We start from the raw sequence: 19513 nt of genomic DNA, 5'->3' as shown, positions 1-19513 counted from the left end.
TCAATCAACGAAAGAAGGGAGATCATAGAAAATGAGCGCTATATCGATTGCAGCTATTCTTCAAGCAAAACCGGTGAAAGAACAGCTACTGCATCAATAGTTGGTAAAATTTGTTTCATCTTCCGGATTGATGAAAGATGCATAAAGTACATCCTTCATCAATCTATAGAAAATAATGCAGTTTTTGTGTTTTATGAAATCTGGAAAGATGAGGAGTCTATAAACATCCATATTCAAAAAGACCATTATAAGCAATTTTTAGGTAATACAGAGGATCTTATCGAGTCAAGGCAAACACATCGATTGCACGAAATTAATTGATCTGGATGGATAAAAGGAAAACATAAAAAGGTTCTAAGCGAAATTATGCTTTGGTATTATCCCCTTCAAGTAGACACTCAAAAAAGTCCATATGTATCATGAGGATGGAGTAAACTTGGAGGGGGAAGATAGCTACACCACCGTTTCAGCCCGATTGGGAATTTGGAGCAAGATCCAGCTTCAGGAGTGGGTAAAGAAGAGTATAAGGCTGGCGAGGTCTACGACACTCGTAAGGGAAGCAGATGTGAACTGGTTCAACCACCAGCGCATCCATGGCACACCGGGATACCTCACGCCAGTAGAGGCCAGAAAGATCCCCTCATAATAGTTGTCCAGTTTTCTGTTGACAATCCAAACCTCTGTTCCATAATATCTAAGACTTTTATCTCAAGAAAATACATTACTATGAAGACGCATGACAACATTGTTATGTGTTTTCTTATATAGAATGATTTCTCCGCCTTTGTTGTTTAAGCTGCTTTCCCAATGGAGATTATTATCAACTAAAACATTTTTAGGGGAAGTATTTTTGGAATCTCCGTTTGTCGAAAATGTTTTATACTATTATATGAAACTCTCAATGAATGTATTTCTTATCATGAAATTCATACTAGTGTTTAAGTGGTCAAGCATCATAATAGAAACTTCATTTGCGGGCTGGGAGTTCCATGTTAAGAATATGAATAACTATTTCAGGTGCGAGAAAGGAATATATCGAATATGGAAATGTATACTTATTATTTGGGAGATGGCTTATTCCCTTTGGATTGGGAAGTTTGTTTTAGTACTGTGGAGGAATATAAAAGAAAATTATTTGAGAAGTATACCTCTTCTCAAGAATACAATGATTTTGTAATAGGCGGATTTAATGTGCTTACCGACAAAATAGATGCGATTCTGAATTATGCTTTAGAGAACTTTCGAAAAGTATTTCCTCATAATTATGAGTTGCGTTGTCCGGCTATGATATTCCCGTTGCCAAGAGGGGATGAGAGTAATGGGGCTGAGTTTGCTATTGTTTTAAAACGAAATGAAGATGGAGATACAATTGTCTATTCTCCACTCCCATTGTCATATTTAGAAAAAAGTTAATACTCTACTGAAGAATAGAGGAAAAAACACGTTTACCTTTGACTATATGGAGTGAGTTTATTTGTGTCGAAGAGATCTCTACGTATCTAAAAAGAACTCTGTCTGAAATACAAATAATGAAAAAAGGCCCTGATTAGGGCCTCCATACAGTGCGGGGTTCTACGTATTTCCTTAGTCATTACCCCTTCTGCTTGTAAAATTCATGGTACAACTTCATCAGCGCGCGCTTTTCAATTCGTGACACATACGAACGCGAAATCCCCAGTTCTCGTGCAATCTCCCGCTGTGTTCGTTCCTCTCCTCCGGCTTCCAGGCCGAATCGGCCAATCACCACTTCTTTTTCACGCTCATCTAAAATATCCAGGTTGCGATAGATTTTACTCTTCTCGATTTTGAGCTGTACCTTATCAACAATATCATCCGCCTCGGTGCCGAGGATATCAATCAAAGTAATCTCGTTGCCTTCCTTGTCGGTCCCTATAGGATCGTGGAGAGATACGTCTTTGCGTGTTTTTTTCAATGAACGGAGATGCATCAAAATTTCATTTTCTATACAACGGGCTGCAAATGTAGCGAGCTTTGTACCTTTCCCGGTCTGAAAGCTTTCAATGGCCTTGATCAGTCCGATGGTGCCGATGGATATAAGATCCTCCAAATCTTCGCCGGTGTTATCGAATTTTTTGAAGATGTGAATATAAAACAAAGTAAAAATAATGAGCAGTTAGCTCTTTATTTCCGGGGGATTTTTGAAATTGAAGAGTTTCCTAAAGGCTCCAATAAACCAAGAAAGCTTGTGCCAAAAGAGGACAAGTTTATTATGATTTAATAGGACAGCATCAGATTTGACCGTCATACATCCAGAATGTAAAATATAGGTATCAAATCAAAGGGGACAACTTATACGTGAAATAAGGCAGAGTACACCACAAATAGTTATAGCTGTTATTATGTTCGCAGGTATTGTTTTATTCTTCGAACATTTAGCAGAAGGATCAAATATGTTTGCTAATGTGTCTATAAATTGATTAAGCTCATTAGCAAATAACTTAATGCCTGTGTTTAGTCAGTAATCACTCTAAGTCATCCAATAAGGATGGTTTTTAATTTGTGTTATTTACAAATCACTCCAGTTATCCCGAATCCGAAATAACAGGCTTAAAACGAACGTGTGAGCGTCTCAGAGGTATGTGGATTATCCATCCCTCTAAATAAAACACCAATTTTACCATCCAGTTGCCCTCATATTGACGGTGACTGGATTTTTTATATACAAATAGCTCGGCGTCGAGCAGTTACAGTCTCATTCTTATTTGAATACCGATAAGCAAAATTGTGCGAAGCTTAATGTAGGGGAAATCAATTGTTGCAGATCAAAACTGGAATTGGTAAAAGGAAACCAGTAGACAGGATAAATATCAATACGGAAAATTGGAAATAGTCGGTTAATTAAGCTTTTGAAATAGCTTGAATAATAAAGAGGCTGCCCCGAATTGAAGAAAAATTTAGGAGAGCCTCTTTATTGAACATGGATGAGTTTTAATTATATCTATATGTTATGAAGTGAAATTATTGGTTAAGGTATGACTCCATGTGGATGTCCCTCTCTTATAATTGACTTTTGTTGTTACGCCAACTACAGTACTAAGGAATCCTCCACCACCGATAGAAGTTACTGGTTCCCAAGATGCGGGAACATCGTAACTAAAAGTAGTGCCAGAAACGTTCCAAGTTTTATTTTGACTAAATCCAATACCTCCATAAGTAGCCCCAGCTTGTCCTGCTGTTATAGTACCGCTTGGAATTGATACACCAGTATCCAATTCCCATCCACCTGAAACATGTTGGAGATCCCAATATTTCACCCCTCTTGGATCGTACCAATCATCAACATAAATTGTAGCGTAGGCTTTATTCCCCACTGTTGAGTCGTACCCTGATGAGTATTTTGATTCATCATAACTAATTGAAGTTATTGCAACTTTGTTAAGTATAACTCCATCTTCATTTTTAGCAGTTTGTAAAATTTGGGCTGTTCTGATGACTTTGGTATTTTCATCAGTCCCTAAATTTAGCTGGATATTTGGCGCAGAAGAGATTTCATTCGTACTTAGGTCGCTAATTCCTTCTTTAGCTCTTCTTTCTAATTCTTTTAAATCAGTAATCTCTTGAGCTTCATGGGTTACCACTAAATCTTGCTTGTTAAAAATATTTGAAACATTATTTTGTGTAGAAGAATTAATCTGAGTTTCTTGGACAGTGGGACTATTGTCCGCAAATGCAGGTAAACTGAATAAAGTTAGTGCAATAGAGGCAGTAGTAGATAAAGCTATAACCTTTTTAAAACCAACCATTAAAACCAACCCTTTCCTAATTATGATTTTTTTGTTAATTCGTCTTTTATTATATATTAGTAATCTGGGAAGTCAACAAAAAAATTACATAAAAAAGTAAGAAGGAACTATTCTTTGAAGATTAATCCCTATTATTTCTATATACTTTACATGAATATTATGGAATAGTAAATAATTAGTATTGAAAAAGTTTCGGAAAGCAAAATTTTGTATAAATACTTAATGAAAATTGATTTGATATTTTGAATTTTCTAGTTCAATATGTGCTGTAACTAAAAGTTGCAAATGTGTGTATGATTAGTTACGATTGCACATATAGATAAATTATTTTATGTTTTCCTTGTTTGTTTTTTTGTTGAAAATGAATAGTTAGGAGGGCCTAGAAATTACTAATATATTATTTATTATAGGTGTTGTTTTTATAGTTCTTGCAATTATCATAAGTGGGATAGGTGTAAGTGGGGATAGAATACGGGCAAACTACTATAATGAACGAGATGCCGATCCTGTGGGTAAAGATGGTAAAATTAGACTAAAATGGACTTTGATATTTTTTATTTGTGGCGTAATTTTTATTCTTCCAATCATCATAAGTCATTTTTTGTGAATTTTAGAGCAAGGCAAATAGGCAATTCTTTATATTTTGGTTTTACTATCAATGGTTTAAACTTCGCTTATTGAAATGTTGGGTATACTCAACAATATAGTGTTTTGTAAGTTATACCCAAATAAGCCTAGATAAATTTCTAGGCTCTTTGCTGTGTCTATGTAGGTGATGATTTTAGTATTCTGTAGGTTATTCTTCTGTTTCCTCGAACTGCATCAATACAGATACATCTTTAATGTTTAATGCGTCAGCAATTCTTGTCAACATCGCTAAATTAACTTCTTCACGTTCATTCCTACACAATTCGGATATTGCTGCTTGTCGTACATTTGCCTTTTTCGATAATTCCATCTGAGTGACCCCCTTTTCCTTCATAACTTCCCTCAGTTTTAATTTTAGCTTCATAAAATTATAATCCTCCAGAAAAAGATTTATTTTAAACGCATAAGCGTGTATTATTTAGTTGTACCAGTAAACGTTTATGCGTATATTATATTAGGTTTTATAGTACTTTCTTTGGCACTTTCATCACCATTTTATCAATTTCTCAAGGAGGAAGATACCCAGTGACGAAAAAAGCAAACAAGCAAGCCATCATCGACATTATACGAATGAAGCCAGTTTGGGAACCAGAAGAGGAAGCCAGCGAAAAAGAACTGCACTATTACCACGTAACCGACGCTCTAAATCGCAAGTGGCAAACTATTGGCCTCAACGTGTCGGACGCTATCCAAGTGTTTGAGCATGGTAATGACGACAATTGGACTCGTATTATCGAACCAGCACCGTACAATCCTAACTTGTCCACAAATGACCTAATCAATATGCTCAATATTTCCCCCGAAGCAATTGGCATTCGCAATGACATGCAAATCATCTTGAACACAGTTGAGCGCCGTAATGAGTATGTAAATCGAATCGTAAACGTCAATGGAGAAGCCACTTTTGTTTTACTTCATCAAATGAAAGATGAATACCTTCAGCGTGATCAAGTTACAGATGAACAGTTTATGCAATTGTACGCTGTCAATCCTGTGGAAGCCTTGTCCGTGTATTTTTTGCAGCCTATTGATATCATCGCTTATTGGGAATGGGAAGCTGCTGGAGGCACATGTGAGAAGGCTATTCAGTACAAACAAGAGAAACCTTTAACGCCGTTTATACAAGCTATTGAACGTGCTGAGGATGAATCGAGAGGAATTGTTTCAGGTTTCTAGGGTGTCACGTGACACAACTATTTTCCAAAAGGAGAAGATACATAATGACAATCACATTGAACAACAAAGGGATAGTCAATTTGACCACTACTCAAACTCCATATCACACTGACCTGACAATTGAAAAGCTTTGCTGGTTTCTTGAAGTTTCACCTAAAGCAGAGATCCTAGTTACCAAAATGAAATTTATGCTTAAAACAGTTGAGCGCATGAATGAATTTCTTCAACGTAAGTTGCCCACAATGACTGAATTGTCATTATTAACAATCATACGGAAAGAGGATATTGACAGAAACGGTTACACATTCAAAGCTGACTTTGTATATGACTACTACCGTAACAAGAAAGCAGCATTGGAAAAGTTATTTCAGGAGGAAATGCCAGTTTGGAAAGTAAATCGATTTAAAACTGACGATCCAGAACGTATCTATGACGCTTATATTAAATGCTGCAAGTATTCAACCTCGTTGAAAGTGGCATTATCTATCTAATTCAACAATACATAGCAGGACAGGTCAAACTACATACTTCACTCATCATAGGTCATTATCTGTCCTGTTAAATCATATAACAAATTATTAATAACATTTATGAGGTGTCGTTATGGATATTGATTTGCATCAATCATTATATGAAAAATTCATAAAAGAACATAATGGTGCAGCTATGTTACTTGTCTACATGTTCCAAGTTGCCAGCAGATACGAAGGAAAAAGGTTTGATCCACTCGTCGATGTAATAGACAAGAACAAGCCTGTAAACTGCCCTGAACTTAATTTGCTTGATAGTAGTATTGCTGAATCATTTAAGCTTGCTGTTAAACATGCATTAGTTGACTTGGAGATTGAAAAGAAACAGAAGGAAATTGAAGAACTTCAATCAATGTAAAAGTACCATTTCATCGCAACATCGTATCGTAACGAGTTGGATTGATACTATGGAACGGTTAGATTATGAACCTGTACAGATAAAAAGTTTCACAAGAGCAATGTATCGTGTATTCGATGAAATAAGTATTGAACAGGCAAGACAACACTACAATGAATTGACTTATTAAGTCGTAGTATCAAACTTATGAACTTTCATATAACTATCATCAAATCAAATAAAGGAGTGATAACCAATGTATAAATGTGGACGACTAATCAAGGGGAAACTTTTTCTACAGACTTGGGATGGTCAATTGATCAGTCTAAAAGTGCTGGTTCAAGCAAACAGGTAGGCGTATGAAAAAAGGAAGCTGAAACAAGAAGAAATGTGCATATAGGTTGGGGGATGCTAAATTGTTACCCTTTGAATATGATACTAAGCGCCTAGTAATAGGCGTTTCTTTTGTTGCTAAACTACTATACTTATCCAAAATATATGGGAAATTATCCCTATCTGTTGTATTATAAGATAGTGTGAAAAAGAGCCAAAGTAGCTAAGGAGGAACATTGTTGTCTATATTTGTGATAGTGTGTGTCGTTGTTGTATTGATTGCTTTGGTGTTGCTACGCTTATTTAAGAAGCCTAGAGTTCAGGAACCGTATAAAGTAACGCAGAATATTGACCCTTATAAAATTGGCATTAACGAAATAGACCGTATGGAGGATGGCAAGGACTTTGAAATGTATCTGTTCAGGCTGTTCCAGTGTTTAGGCTATGGTGATGCGTATAAAACACAAGACAGTAGAGATTTTGGAACAGATTTGGTATTTACGGACAGAGAGGGCTACCGTAATGTCATTCAGGCTAAACGGTATGCAATAAGCAATCCTGTTGGTTTGAGCGCAGTTCAGGAAGTTTATAGTTCTATGCGATTTTACAGAGCTAAGAAATCTATTGTCATTACTTCAAGCAAATACACAACTTCGTGTGAACAGTTAGCCAGTTATAATGGAGTAAAGCTGTTGGATCGCAACGATTTAATTAAAATGATTGAGCTATTCAAAGAACAACAGCACAGCAAGGTAAAAGATATCATTGAAGCAGAGCCTTACTTGAGTTTGGATTCATGGGATGACTATAGGAATAACAGTAAAGTGATTAAAAAGGATCGCAAGGCTGAAAAGCTTATCGCTTCAGGTAACTAGATACTGGATACTCCCGTAGTAAAACGATGATTTTACTGAAAGAATATAATGTACTTAAAAATCTTATGAAGACAGAGAATTACGGGAGAACATATGATTATCAATACGAACATTGTGGCAACAGTTGCAAGTAACAACTTAAAAAAGCGTACAGGTTTTGTCAATAAAACGATGGAGAAGTTATCATCAGGACTACGTATTAACCGTGCGTCTGACGATGCGGCTGGTTTAGCAATATCAGAGAGCATGAGAGCGCAGATTCGTGGATTAAATCAGTCTGCGCGTAATGCTCAAGATGGTATCTCTCTCCTACAAACAGCAGATGGAGCCTTGGCAAGTGTTAATGATTCTTTACACAGAATCAGGGAACTAATTATTCAGAAGGAAAATGGGATACTACAAAATAGTGATAAAGAGAATATCCTTAATGAGATGGTTGAATTGCTTGATCATATTGATGGTATAACTAGCAATACCGAGTTCAATGGGATTAATTTGTTTGATGGCTCGTTCTCTAGGAATGTTTACGCTGATGGTAATATTCCAATTACAATAAATAACATGGATCTCGGCTTATACTATAAAGAAAACTTTGACGATCATAATAAATTCTCACAGTGGTTTTCCGATGCTGGGCAGTGGAGTGTGAAGAATGGAGAACTTAGGCAAGAAACATTAGGTATAGGAGACAAAACAATATTGTCTCAAGTGATTAAGGATAATGAAATGACAATAACTGTGGATGCGGAATTCAATTCTGCTGATCCAGAAGGAAATGTAGGGATTATCATTAAAGGTGAAAGTTATGATAATGAAGTCTTTGGCTGGTATACACAAAAAGGAGCAATTTATTTAGGAGAAAGAGTAAATGGAATCTATAGAAACATTGGGATGATAGGAGTAGAAGCAGCGAATGTGGGAAAGACTTATAAGCTTTCCGCTTCAGTTGTTGGAGACTATTATACCTTCTCGGTTGAAGGGATAGGTGACATAAACGGCTACTCTGTTAACTCAAGTATGGTTGAAGGATATACAGGAGTGTTTACAGCCTTTTCAGAAGGTTCATTCGATAACTACAAAGTGATCCCTTCAATTACTGTAGAAGATATTGATAATGCTACTAATAGAGTATTATCAGAACGTTCTAAATTGGGAGCTTACCAAAATCGCTTGGAGCATGCAATTAACAATATCAACAACTATACGGAGAATCTTACTTCTGCGGAATCTCGCATTCGTGATGCCGACATTGCTAAACAAATGACCCAGTTGGCTAAAAATCAGATTATGCTTCAGACATCACAAGCAATTCTGACACAGGCTAATATAAAGCCAGAGAGTATGTTGCAAATGCTCAAGTCTTAAATTGTTAGTTATAATGATTTTATGCTATGTTACATATTTCCCACGATTGGAAGTGACGAATGATAAATGAATCTAAACCAGCATCACACAATGACCTACACGTTAAACAGCGGTATTAAAGGAACTATTAATCTATCCACTAAACAAATACAGGACTGGATAGAATCATATCGTGTAGGAAGTAAGTATGTGACTACAGTGGGTAAACAATATTTTGGTTTAAACCCTGAGTTGGTAGCAGATTTTAAGGTACATAATGAATACTCAGAGCAAAGAGAACATATAGCAGTGATACAGCAATTTACAGTAGCAAGTAAAGCCAGTGAACAGTTAGCAGATGCATACAGTCAGCACAAGACATTGATTCAGGTAGAATGTAAATGTGGTGCTTCCTATATAGAAGAGTCAGTGTATAAAAGGAATAAATGGGGATGTAAGGAGTGTAGTGATATTGTATTCTTGGATAGCAAGAAGGGTATGGTTGATACAGAGAAGGGTAAAGCTTGGTATATGACCAACAGGTATTTTGTTGAGAGGCGATGAGGATTTAACATAGCATTAAACCTACGGATATCAAGGGTTATGACATAATATAGAAAGCCTGAGTTCCAGCTTCAACTATTCATATTAACAGTTACAGGTAAGATACTCACATCATATGGTATAGCACTCAATTAAAAAAATCGGAATCGGGTGAAAGTATGGTACTGACAGACAAGACAGCTCCTAAAAGTTAAAAACCCATACTACTACTTTTAGGAGGATAATCATGAATTCTAACAAAATAAATTTGGAGCAGTGGAATCGCAAAGAACATTTTGAACAGGAAGACAACATACAACTGGCTGTTTTAAGCGAGGATAAAGTAATGATAAAACAAGAATTGAAAATAGAGGGTATCCCGGCAATTTTGTGGGGTGGTAAATCAGATAAGATATTTATAGCTATCCACGGTAATATGTCAAACAAGGCAGATGATGCGATCGTTATATTTGCCGAAGAAGCAACGGTACAAGGGTATCAAGTCATTAGTTTTGATTTGCCTGAACATGGTGACCGCAAAGAAGAAGCGTACGCCTGTAAAGTTCAAAATTGTGTTCATGATCTTGACATAATCATGCGTTACACACAAAAGCAATGGGATGACATCAGTATCTTCGCTTGTAGCATGGGTGCGTATTTTAGTTTGCTTGCTTATAATAATTTCCCACTTAAACAATGCCTGTTTCTTTCTCCAGTGCTAGATATGGAGAGAATAATCAAAAATATGATGACATGGTTCAGTGTAAGTGAGGATAGATTAAAAGTTGAAAGAGAAATATCTACACCCATTGGACAAACACTTTATTGGGATTATTACTGCTATGTTAAATCACATCCGGTTAATACATGGAATAAGCCAACTGCAATTCTTTATGGTTCTGAAGATGATTTATGTGAATATGATGTGATATCTACTTTTGCAAGCCGATTTCATTGCCATCTAAAAGTGATGGAGCATGGAAAACATTATTTTCACACAAAAGAGCAACTGCAGTTTTATAGGCAGTGGTTGAAAGAACATTTATTTCCAAATTAATATACGCAAATTAAGCATAATGGGAAGCAAGGAGTTTTATCTCACTGCTTCCCATTTTACATACCATCCAGCGCTGTTTTCATCTTCTATAAGCTACAAACAAATAGCTGGTCAATCAGTGTTTGAGATTGGGCGACGATTGAAGCATGTGAAAGAGAATGATTTGGTGCATGGTGAGTGGGAAAAGTGGTTAAAGACAGTTGATTTTACTCCCAGAACAGCACAAAGAATGATAAAAGCTTTTGAGCAGTTTGGAAATGCGACGACGTCGTCGCTTTTGGCAAACAGCAAAGTATTCGAAATGCTGTCTCTACCCGAATCTATTGATCGTCTAGATTTTATTAATCAGTAGCATACTGTCCCTTCGACTGGTGAACAGAAGACGGTGGAGGAGATGACTGTGCGTGAGTTGTTTGAGGTAAAGTTGAGTTTCTTCTATTATATAGAACCAGCTTGATAGAGTGAAAAAACATGAAAATAACACTTCCACTCCGCTATTCCTGTTACGATTACGATACGTGTTTGCTGTTTTTAAAAACATAGATATTTAAAGGATTTTTCAAATTTTAGTTTTTCACAATTTAATTTATAAAAGCTCAAAAATCCCTTGATGCATCAATCTTTTTTGGATATTTTTCTCCGATACGTACGATTGAAACCACGTTGCAAAGCAATTCTTTATAAATTCCCTTTATTTGTCTGCATTTTCACTGTTTTTTCGATATGGAACGATGTAAATATATTCAGGCACAATTTTGAACCAGAATGGCTCAAAAAGCCATATGGAATAAGGAGTTTTTGAACATAAGACCAAGTTTCACGATTGAGCTTCGATAAGGGCGTCGATGCGGCTTATCCTCCCTCATATGGTTGATAAAGTGTTAACCTCAACCCTATCGCTATTCACTTACGAAATTTTTCTAGTCATGAGATCGAAAATACAGAAATCTCGACTCCAGACTATTTGACTGTAAGTAGTCGATTGTATATGATTTCAATATATGGATATATAAATCGATTAGAAGAGAAGGGGTTACTGTGAGAGTAAAAACAAGAACTTGGGGCGTGGCTTTTCTCGCTTTTAGTGCTATTGCGTTCGCTGTGGTAATTACTAATAGTGTTTTTGCTAGCAGCGATACTTCTGGAGAGTCAGATAGTGTTACAAAAGCAATAATTCCTGATAACGTATTAGAAGGATTTAATCATCCGGATAAGATATCAACTAAGGATGGATTGTTTGTAAAAGATACTAAATCAATCCAGACTGTAGGGGATTTCAGTCAAGATGAAGTAGTCTACGATGGTTCAAAGACTACGGATAAAACAAAAGCGATCATTCAATATGATGCTACTTACATCAAGGAAGAAGACAGTAAATAGATTTGTGTACTAAAGGATTTAAAAGTTAAATTGTATAATTGGAATATCTAGGGCGACTTCGGTTGCCCTTTTTATTATGCTCAATTTAGCCAAGGTCTTTTCAACACTATGTCATAAAGTATACCTTTTGCAATAGTTGTCTGACGTATGTCAAAAATAGTTATGAAGCGTGTCAAATAGTATATAAACAATTTTGAAGTATTTCATGTATTTACACATACGTTTTGACATAGTTTTGTTATAATATAATCAATGATATAGCAAAGGATGATCCATATGAGTGAGATTAGACACTATGGTTACATAAGAGTATCGACGAAAGATCAGAACGAAGCTAGACAATTGGAAGCAATGCATGATTTAGGTATCATGGAACGAGATTACTTTATTGATAAGAAAAGCGGCAAGAATTTTGATAGACCACAATATCAAGCATTGAAGAGTGTGCTTAGAAAAGGCGACATTCTGTTCATCAAGGAACTAGACAGACTTGGACGGAATGCAGAAGAAATCAAACGTGAATGGCAAGATATTACGCACGAGATAGGCGCACACATTGTTATTCTTGATATGCCTATCCTTGATACCAGACAATATCATAATGGCTTGGAGAAAGTTATATCCAGCATCGTGCTTGAATTACTCAGCTACATGGCAGAACGTGAACGTGAGAAGATAAACGGTAGACAATCTGAAGGTATAGCAGCAGCAAAAAATAATGGTGTGGTATTTGGTCGGCCTAAACAGGCAATAAGTGATGACTTCATTGCGGTATATGAGGAATGGAAGGAAGGCAGCATAACAGCAGTTGAAGCAATGAAGCGTGTAGAAATGAAGCCTAACAAATTTTATCGTAGGGTAAGGGAATATGAGCAACAGAAACTAGTAGGATAAAATAATAATCATGTGTACACTACGTACACACTCACGGCTTAGATGATTTATGTCTAGGCTTTTTTGTGATTTAATAATCATATATTGGCGCTAATTTGAATGAGGGGGATAGTTTACACCTAAAACGCCTGTTTAATTTCCAAATATTGCAGTAGCACTTCCTTCTACACACTGAAGTTATTTTATAAGCGAATGATTCAGCTATTCAAGCATATGAACAGTTTGGTACGACATTGTACCGCTTAGATGTAGGTAAATTGTTTGAAATGTTATCACTACCTGAATCCATTGATACCGATACGGAAAATTTTCCGGAACGGGGGGTGGTAAAAATCAATTGATCACTTAACTTCTACAAATATGGGCATAGCACTTCCACTCCGCGAGTCAGCTTATTTTTTGACTCAATACCATACGCAAATTGTGGACGTTGTTGGTCTGCTTCACATATCAATTCTAAACCGAATATACCGATAAATTACAAGGGAATACGAATGTAACTATTAATCTGATAACTTTGTATTGGATGAGTTGTATTATGATTTTCTAAATAAATTATACATATGCATAAAGACGATACCCTTAATCATAAAATCATCGCAAACTATCCTAAAAGGTATCTTAACTACATATATGAAAAGTATATGATTTTGTACCAAAAGATGGTACAATCAAAATCGTTAGGGTATTTTACTACTTGTTTCACAACTACATAATAATTTTAACTATGCATCGTATTGTTAGTCTACGTTGAAAGGGTGGTTTATCGATGAAAATTACACCCACGATTAGAGCAGAATTGGAACAATTTCTACAACAAGAAGGCTTAACATTATCGCAATTTGGACAAATTACAGGGATGAATAGGGGAATAATAAGTAGCATTGTAACAGGTAACAAATCTATGTCTATTAATCAGCTTGATCGAATTACTGAAGCTATGGGCTTACCAGAGGGTCACTTTTACGACTTGTTCGTAGAAAACTACATCATCGACCATCCTCCGAATATGAGGCGAATTGAGCCATTTTTATATCGCTGTGCGGAGTTGGACAAGCTCGGTGTGATCCGTCGAGTGGTGGGAGCCATCATGGATAATTTACTGTATTCGCCCAAGCTATTTGAAATTGCAGAAGGATTGTTGGCGCAGGGACGACTAGAAGCGGCATTGATACTCTATGAGGGGGTAGCTGAAGCAGAAAAGTACCAACATTCTGAACGCCTAGCTATCTGTCAATATCGTATATTCAAAATTCGGATTGGAGACGATCAGGAAAGAAATTTACAAGCAGCACTCCAATTTGAATCATTTGTCAAACGTCTCGACGCTATAGATCAATTAGATGCACTTATAGATTTGGCTAATGTGTACCGATCATTGCGTAAATGGGATCGCGCTAAGGAAGTTGCTAAGGATTTAAGGGTTTTAGCGGAAGCTCACTACTCCTTGTCTCAGCAAAGGGGAGAGCGCAAGACTCTGCGACCGTTATTTTTTTATATAGCATTCAGTAGATCACTTATTGGCGGCGTTTATTATGAACAAGGAAAATATGAGTTGGCGTTACAAATTGCGTATGAGTCTTGTGATTTGGATTGGGTGAAAGAGACCGATGAAGAAACATTACGCTGGAAAAGCCTGTTTCAAGAATGGGGCGAGGCTAATATATGTTTAACTAAACTCATGGCTGGAGATATAGAAGTGCTCCCCTTATATATTGATCTTATCTCAACAAATAGAGAGGAATTACTACCGGGTCTGTGGAATATAATGATAGTAGCCAATCGTTATAAATTAAATGTAGACAGTATTTTGAGTCAATTTGAGTGGGAAATATCCAACATACATGATCAAGAAGGAAGGCAAACAAATGACAAGCAGAATATTAATAATCAACTTGTTGGCTTTTTGAGTGAATTGGCTGACTATTATTTGACCAATGGTCAGTACGAAAAGGGAATTGTCTACTTATTAGACTGTATGAGAATATCCACTATAATAAATAATGAGCACTCTATACTTCGTTGCGTGAGAATGTTTGAACGTTATCGGCAATATGTCACAAATGAAGCAAAAGTGGAGTATCGTAATTTAGTGGAAATGGGGTAATGTATATGAAACGCATAATTAAAGGGTTGATCGCGACTACTTTCTTATTGGTATTAATAGCAAGCACACAAACAATGAGCATTCAAGATTTTGGTATGTCACAGGCAGTTTCTAAAGGTGGTATCCAAGTGTTTGGATGGCATATTGGAAGTTAGTATGTTTGTATAAATAGTAAGGAATGTTCATGTTCATTAAACCATAAAAAATTAAGTGAAGGTTAGATGGTTATTCTGTCTAGCCTTTTTTGTATGTCAGGGATTGATTAGGGAATGAAAATGTGAGGAATTGAAGCAACTTAGATAGCACTCTTATTATGGCATCGTTCTAATTAGTGTTATTGCCATAAATATCACTAAAGTGAAAAATTCGAAGAATTAATTGTCTGAACATTAAATATGTTCAGACATGAATGCCTTTATACATACCAGAAAGTTGAGACGAGCTGGTTAAGGGCATATTCTTATGGATTGAGTATAGCAGGATATGGTTGATGGACGAAGTTTAAGGCTAATAGTGCTACGTTGATCCATGTAAATTATAACAAGGGGTATAATACTTTTGACATAGTAACCTGTTTATTTCAGTCCATTGGTCACATAATATAAAAAGGAAATAACAGGATAGTGGATGGATATCCCTAAACATCTCCTTCTGATAAGATTATTTCCATCTAAATTAAAATGGACGTGATCAATTGGGGAGAATATTGGTTCCACCTGATAAGCTAATGGAAGTGGCTGACCAGTTCTTGCATGGTAAACACGAAATGGAACGTATGTTGAATTTACTGAATGAAAGAATTGATTTTGTCCAACATGGTTGGTCTGGTGCTACCCGAGAGAGGTTTTTCCAAGATTTTCAGGTCTCTAGACAATCCATGGGCGTGACACTTGAACGACTTTCTACGGTTGCACAAGAACTCATTTTTATTTCAAAAAACTTCACACAGGTAGATGGAGAAAAAGTTGTACTGGATGTGCCAGGGAATGGTGTGCCTGTTAAAACGGCACCAAGCGGCGAAGGTTGGCTACATAAAATTTTTGAACAGATCGGTAAAGCTGAGATCACAAAAGCCGAAGCTCAGATGGAAGCTAGTAAGCTTCAAGGAGAAATTCTGTGGGATACTGCTCAGGGAGCAAAAGGAGCTATTCAGGAAGATTTAACCTTGGGGATGCTGCCTGACAAAGACCGTGACTATGATCATCCTATGGCTGCTAAAGTAGGTGAAATTCTCGGCCACGTAGCTACGACCTTGCAGGGTGCTGGTGAGGTAATCGTTGGAACAGGTGGAGAAGGATTATCAGTTGCTGTTTCATCTACTGGAGTTGGTAGTATAATCGGAATACCTGGATTGATAGGCTCAGCGGCTTTAGCAGCGCATGGAGGTACAACCGCAGTTAAAGGCGCAAGCGGAATAGGGAAAAGCTCAGCAGAATTGTGGCAGATGGCGAAGGGAGAAGGTGGAGGTAAAAATTCAAAGCCTTCAAGTTCCCCCGTACATCATGAAGTGACAAGTCAATCGCCTTCTACGATAAAAAATCCAAAAGAAGTGGAGATTGTCAATAAAAAAGGTGAATCAATAGGAGAATTCGATGAAATTGATTTGAAAAAGAAAATATTCTATGAAGATAAATCTGCGAAAGGATTAGATAAAGTAAATCCTAAGACAGGTTTACCTGCTCAAACGCCCCAAGAATTTACGGATAAACAATTATTAAAGAAGACTCGAAATCGAATTAATGAACTAGAAAATAATGCATTTACTACAAGAGCAACAAAAAATAGTTCATCTGATATCCCACATCTCGATAGTATTAAAGATATTCGGGAATTTGTATTTAGATTAAATGGTGATACACCTGAATTGAGAAAAGCTGCCGAGAACAGCCTAAATCAGCTTAAAAAGGAGTTTCCAGATTATAAATTTAGTGTCCAGTTTGGAGGAGGAAAATAAATGTCAGTTAGCGTTATGATACTCGAACCACAAAATGAGTTTGAAAAAAGTTTTTTTCTTCCCGTTGCGTCAGAATCATTTTTTAATGAATGTTGGCAACCAGCTATCGAATCTTTAGGATTACAATGGATAGATTTGTTTTCAACAGGAGTTGATGTTGAGGAGGAAGACTTACCAAATATTTTGTCTGAGCTTCGACAACTTCAGAATTGGGCAGAAAGAAATTTAGAGGAGGATCACAAAAATAAACTCGTTGAACGAGTAATAACACTCATAGAAAAATTGCCTAGCGCGTTTCAGCGTAAGGAAGCAGTTGTTTTTATAGGGTAGGTAGTGATAATTTGGATTAAAGGGTGTATACAAATTGGATACACCCTTTCTTCGGTGCAATTTTAAAATGTACGAATCTAGCTATTCATTCCATGATTGTCAAGTTGGAAGCTATTCATTCCATGATTGTTCGGGGCGATTAACGCTCCTATGTTGCTCACGCTACCGAGCAGAAACAAAGCTACTGCCATCATACATAATGCCTTTTTCATCTTTGAGCACCCTCCCCAAGATTTTATTGTTCAATACATTGTATGCTTCCAGTTGATCTTTAGTTGCATGAACACTAAAAGATACAAATAATGCATTGAGTTTTTTATACCCTGTATCATCTTTGAGTTTATCAGACATTCCCAAAGCCTTGAGGGATATATTTAGTGCATTAGAATAATTTGCATTTTTGAGGTTATATAGAGCCATTAGATAGAGATGGTCTATATAATAACGTATATTGGCATCTGTTTCGTAGTTTCCGTCTAAGGAATCCAGAGTAGGTTGAAATTCTTTTAATGCCCAATCAACGTTATAGTCGTATTTTATAGCTGCCTCCAAAATCGTTATGATTCCCGGCAACAACTCTTCTTCTTCACTTTGATGTATAAATTGAACATATTCAGGAAGCGTATCCATCTTTCCTTCCAACAAGTCAAGGACGTATGTATTTGCTCGTGCAAGCATCCTGAAATGAGCCACATCAGCTTGCCCTTCCTCGTCCAATCCGTATATCCAGCCCAATTCAGTGTACTTTTCGATGCAATCTCTGGCTGCTGTGTAATCACCCGTCTTCTGTAATGCGATACCTTTTGCTACCATTGCATATCCAAAATAGAAGGCGACACTTCGTTTAAGTTTTTTGGTATCAATTTTTGGTTGACCTTTTGCTTGCCTAAGTTGGTTTTCATCATACAAAGTTCTAATCGACAAATAAAGCTTGTCCGCAATATGTACCATAGCATCCCAATCTTCTAGTGAAAATTCTGCTCGCAACATGTCAGTCAAAAGGTTTATATCGCTTACTGATTCCAAAACTGCCGAGTTGAACATGCATCTTCCTCCATATTACATTTTTAACCAATAATATAGCATTATTGGACAATGGTCAATTACGTAGTTAAGTGACTCGGTGACAAGTTCACGTTCATTATAAAAACACCTATAGTGGGCGGCTTTCTGTTGCATAATAAACAGTAAAAGGCGAATGCTCGACCCGGATAAGTTTGGCAATCCTTTTACTGTAGGCAAAGGTCATTATCATACTGGCTGTATTGGAAGATCGTTGACTCTCAAACTTGATATTCAGATGAAAAGTTTAATTTGACTGAGTTATTTTACGAAATCTACATGGGAAGATTAATTGTTCGTATGTTTCTGCTCTTCCTCCACGTTGCAATTCGGATCACGACCTTAGAAAATATGCCAAAAGAAGGGGATAACATTCGAACAATGAACGACAATTCCAGATTAGGAAGAAATTAAAAAAAACGGTCAATCTGGATCAAACGAGTAGCCAAATAAGTGAATTGGAATTCTCGTTCTTTAATATAGGCATATTTTCGCGACTACAAAAATGCCTGACCGAAAATATATCAATAGAGTATATAAAAAACTTGTAATTAAGGGAGTATATGCTATACTGTAATAGTGACATAGAAGTGAAACAATAAATTGAAAGGAGAAACAAAGTGAGGCGAAGGTGAAACAGAACCAAAGAAAATGAAAGTTGAGTAGTAGCTGACAATACATATTGCTTTACCACGGTTACAATTAAAAAAGTAGATTTTAAAATACAGCAAGTAGATAGAATACATACTAGATCGGATAGATGAAATAAAACTATTTTAGGATTGGCAAACTTAATATTATCTTTATTTTTTCTTTTTGAAATGGATTGTTAAGTTTATTTGTTGTGCGATCTTTGAAAACTGGATATCGAAAAGACAGGAGTGATCTATATTTCTAATGGGACAACTGTCATTCATTCGCGCAAACTATCTCTTTATCTTCAATTGAAGGGATTTATGTTGGTTGCGATTGGTGATGATTTGAAGAGTGACAGGAATGTTTATTTGTTTTGCTCTAGTGAACGCTTACAACAGGCAATGGCAGATTATAAAACCGATCATGAGTTTCATGAGTATGCCAACAGAATGCCAGTAAGGGGCTAAACCAATACATTCTAATCATTTTATTCCAACATTTGATGACGTTTACGGTGAGAAGTATACAAATAAAATTTTAAAT

General features: G+C 36.4%; 23 protein-coding genes. 19 read left to right on the top strand and 4 right to left on the bottom strand.

The genetic code is table 11. The annotated features are described in order from the left end of the window. Positions 1-3: 3 nt before the first annotated feature. From AC6EJC_RS18710 to AC6EJC_RS18700, 3 genes are all read left to right on the top strand, one after another. Positions 4-321, top strand: a complete 318-nt coding sequence (locus AC6EJC_RS18710; RefSeq protein ID WP_444955289.1) for a putative quinol monooxygenase — start codon at positions 4-6, stop codon at positions 319-321. Between the two features lie 115 nt (positions 322-436). Continuing rightward, positions 437-646: a hypothetical protein gene (locus AC6EJC_RS18705; RefSeq protein WP_444955251.1), complete on the top strand. Its 210-nt coding sequence runs from the start codon at positions 437-439 to the stop codon at positions 644-646. A 395-nt stretch (positions 647-1041) separates the two neighbouring features. Then, positions 1042-1413: a hypothetical protein gene (locus tag AC6EJC_RS18700; RefSeq protein ID WP_444955250.1), complete on the top strand. Its 372-nt coding sequence runs from the start codon at positions 1042-1044 to the stop codon at positions 1411-1413. 178 nt (positions 1414-1591) lie between these two features. Here the strand turns inward: AC6EJC_RS18700 and sigK are convergent, their stop codons facing one another. After that, positions 1592-2134: an RNA polymerase sporulation sigma factor SigK gene (sigK, locus tag AC6EJC_RS18695; RefSeq protein WP_444955288.1), complete on the bottom strand. Its 543-nt coding sequence runs from the start codon at positions 2132-2134 to the stop codon at positions 1592-1594. Positions 2135-2966: 832 nt separating this feature from the next. Beyond that, positions 2967-3764, bottom strand: a complete 798-nt coding sequence (locus AC6EJC_RS18690) for a hypothetical protein (protein WP_444955249.1) — start codon at positions 3762-3764, stop codon at positions 2967-2969. Between the two features lie 385 nt (positions 3765-4149). Here AC6EJC_RS18690 and AC6EJC_RS18685 point away from each other — a divergent pair, with 385 nt between their 5' ends. Next, a complete protein-coding gene (locus tag AC6EJC_RS18685) occupies positions 4150-4371 on the top strand; it encodes a DUF5316 family protein (protein WP_444955287.1) in 222 nt (73 codons plus the stop codon). Between the two features lie 189 nt (positions 4372-4560). Here AC6EJC_RS18685 and AC6EJC_RS18680 read toward each other — a convergent pair whose 3' ends face one another. Continuing rightward, positions 4561-4776 carry a helix-turn-helix domain-containing protein gene (locus tag AC6EJC_RS18680; RefSeq protein ID WP_242210791.1) on the bottom strand — a complete coding sequence of 72 codons (216 nt, stop codon included), beginning with the start codon at positions 4774-4776 and terminating at the stop codon, positions 4561-4563. Between the two features lie 161 nt (positions 4777-4937). Between AC6EJC_RS18680 and AC6EJC_RS18675 the strand changes: the two genes are divergently transcribed. The 14 genes from AC6EJC_RS18675 (at position 4938) to AC6EJC_RS18610 (ending at position 17272) form a co-directional block, all read left to right on the top strand. Further along, positions 4938-5588 carry a hypothetical protein gene (locus tag AC6EJC_RS18675; RefSeq protein ID WP_444955248.1) on the top strand — a complete coding sequence of 217 codons (651 nt, stop codon included), beginning with the start codon at positions 4938-4940 and terminating at the stop codon, positions 5586-5588. 44 nt (positions 5589-5632) lie between these two features. Continuing rightward, on the top strand, positions 5633-6079 hold the full coding sequence (locus AC6EJC_RS18670) for a hypothetical protein (RefSeq protein ID WP_444955247.1): 447 nt from the start codon (positions 5633-5635) through the stop codon (positions 6077-6079). Positions 6080-6191: 112 nt separating this feature from the next. After that, entirely contained in the window at positions 6192-6476 is a 285-nt protein-coding gene (locus AC6EJC_RS18665) for a hypothetical protein (RefSeq protein ID WP_444955246.1), read from the top strand. 551 nt (positions 6477-7027) lie between these two features. Next, on the top strand, positions 7028-7663 hold the full coding sequence (locus tag AC6EJC_RS18660; protein ID WP_023987873.1) for a restriction endonuclease: 636 nt from the start codon (positions 7028-7030) through the stop codon (positions 7661-7663). Positions 7664-7756: 93 nt separating this feature from the next. Beyond that, entirely contained in the window at positions 7757-9028 is a 1272-nt protein-coding gene (locus tag AC6EJC_RS18655) for a flagellin N-terminal helical domain-containing protein (RefSeq protein ID WP_444955245.1), read from the top strand. A gap of 66 nt (positions 9029-9094) precedes the next feature. Next, positions 9095-9571 carry a hypothetical protein gene (locus AC6EJC_RS18650; protein WP_444955244.1) on the top strand — a complete coding sequence of 159 codons (477 nt, stop codon included), beginning with the start codon at positions 9095-9097 and terminating at the stop codon, positions 9569-9571. 325 nt (positions 9572-9896) lie between these two features. Then, on the top strand, positions 9897-10607 hold the full coding sequence (locus AC6EJC_RS18645) for an alpha/beta hydrolase (RefSeq protein ID WP_444955286.1): 711 nt from the start codon (positions 9897-9899) through the stop codon (positions 10605-10607). 19 nt (positions 10608-10626) lie between these two features. Beyond that, the gene (locus AC6EJC_RS18640) at positions 10627-10959 is read left to right on the top strand and encodes a DUF3102 domain-containing protein (RefSeq protein WP_444955243.1); all 333 of its coding nucleotides are present in this window, start codon (positions 10627-10629) and stop codon (positions 10957-10959) included. Between the two features lie 686 nt (positions 10960-11645). Beyond that, positions 11646-11987, top strand: a complete 342-nt coding sequence (locus AC6EJC_RS18635) for a hypothetical protein (protein WP_342426901.1) — start codon at positions 11646-11648, stop codon at positions 11985-11987. Between the two features lie 276 nt (positions 11988-12263). Continuing rightward, positions 12264-12881, top strand: coding sequence for a recombinase family protein (locus tag AC6EJC_RS18630; RefSeq protein ID WP_444955242.1), 618 nt, complete (start codon positions 12264-12266; stop codon positions 12879-12881). 769 nt (positions 12882-13650) lie between these two features. Then, the gene (locus tag AC6EJC_RS18625) at positions 13651-14988 is read left to right on the top strand and encodes a helix-turn-helix domain-containing protein (RefSeq protein WP_444955241.1); all 1338 of its coding nucleotides are present in this window, start codon (positions 13651-13653) and stop codon (positions 14986-14988) included. 5 nt (positions 14989-14993) lie between these two features. Continuing rightward, entirely contained in the window at positions 14994-15143 is a 150-nt protein-coding gene (locus AC6EJC_RS18620; protein WP_322152961.1) for a hypothetical protein, read from the top strand. Positions 15144-15682: 539 nt separating this feature from the next. After that, complete coding sequence (locus tag AC6EJC_RS18615) at positions 15683-16942, top strand: WXG100 family type VII secretion target (protein ID WP_444955240.1); 1260 nt, start codon at positions 15683-15685, stop codon at positions 16940-16942. Further along, positions 16943-17272, top strand: coding sequence for a hypothetical protein (locus AC6EJC_RS18610; RefSeq protein ID WP_043882133.1), 330 nt, complete (start codon positions 16943-16945; stop codon positions 17270-17272). A gap of 162 nt (positions 17273-17434) precedes the next feature. Here the strand turns inward: AC6EJC_RS18610 and AC6EJC_RS18605 are convergent, their stop codons facing one another. Continuing rightward, complete coding sequence (locus AC6EJC_RS18605; protein ID WP_444955239.1) at positions 17435-18316, bottom strand: DNA-binding protein; 882 nt, start codon at positions 18314-18316, stop codon at positions 17435-17437. Positions 18317-19215: 899 nt separating this feature from the next. On the opposite strand from AC6EJC_RS18605, the gene AC6EJC_RS18600 reads away from it, so the two are divergent. Then, positions 19216-19437: a DUF5659 domain-containing protein gene (locus tag AC6EJC_RS18600; RefSeq protein WP_372238124.1), complete on the top strand. Its 222-nt coding sequence runs from the start codon at positions 19216-19218 to the stop codon at positions 19435-19437. Positions 19438-19513 lie beyond the last annotated feature (76 nt).

The organism is Paenibacillus sp. TY11, from assembly GCF_059772165.1.
This window is presented reverse-complemented; position numbering and strand designations above follow the sequence as displayed.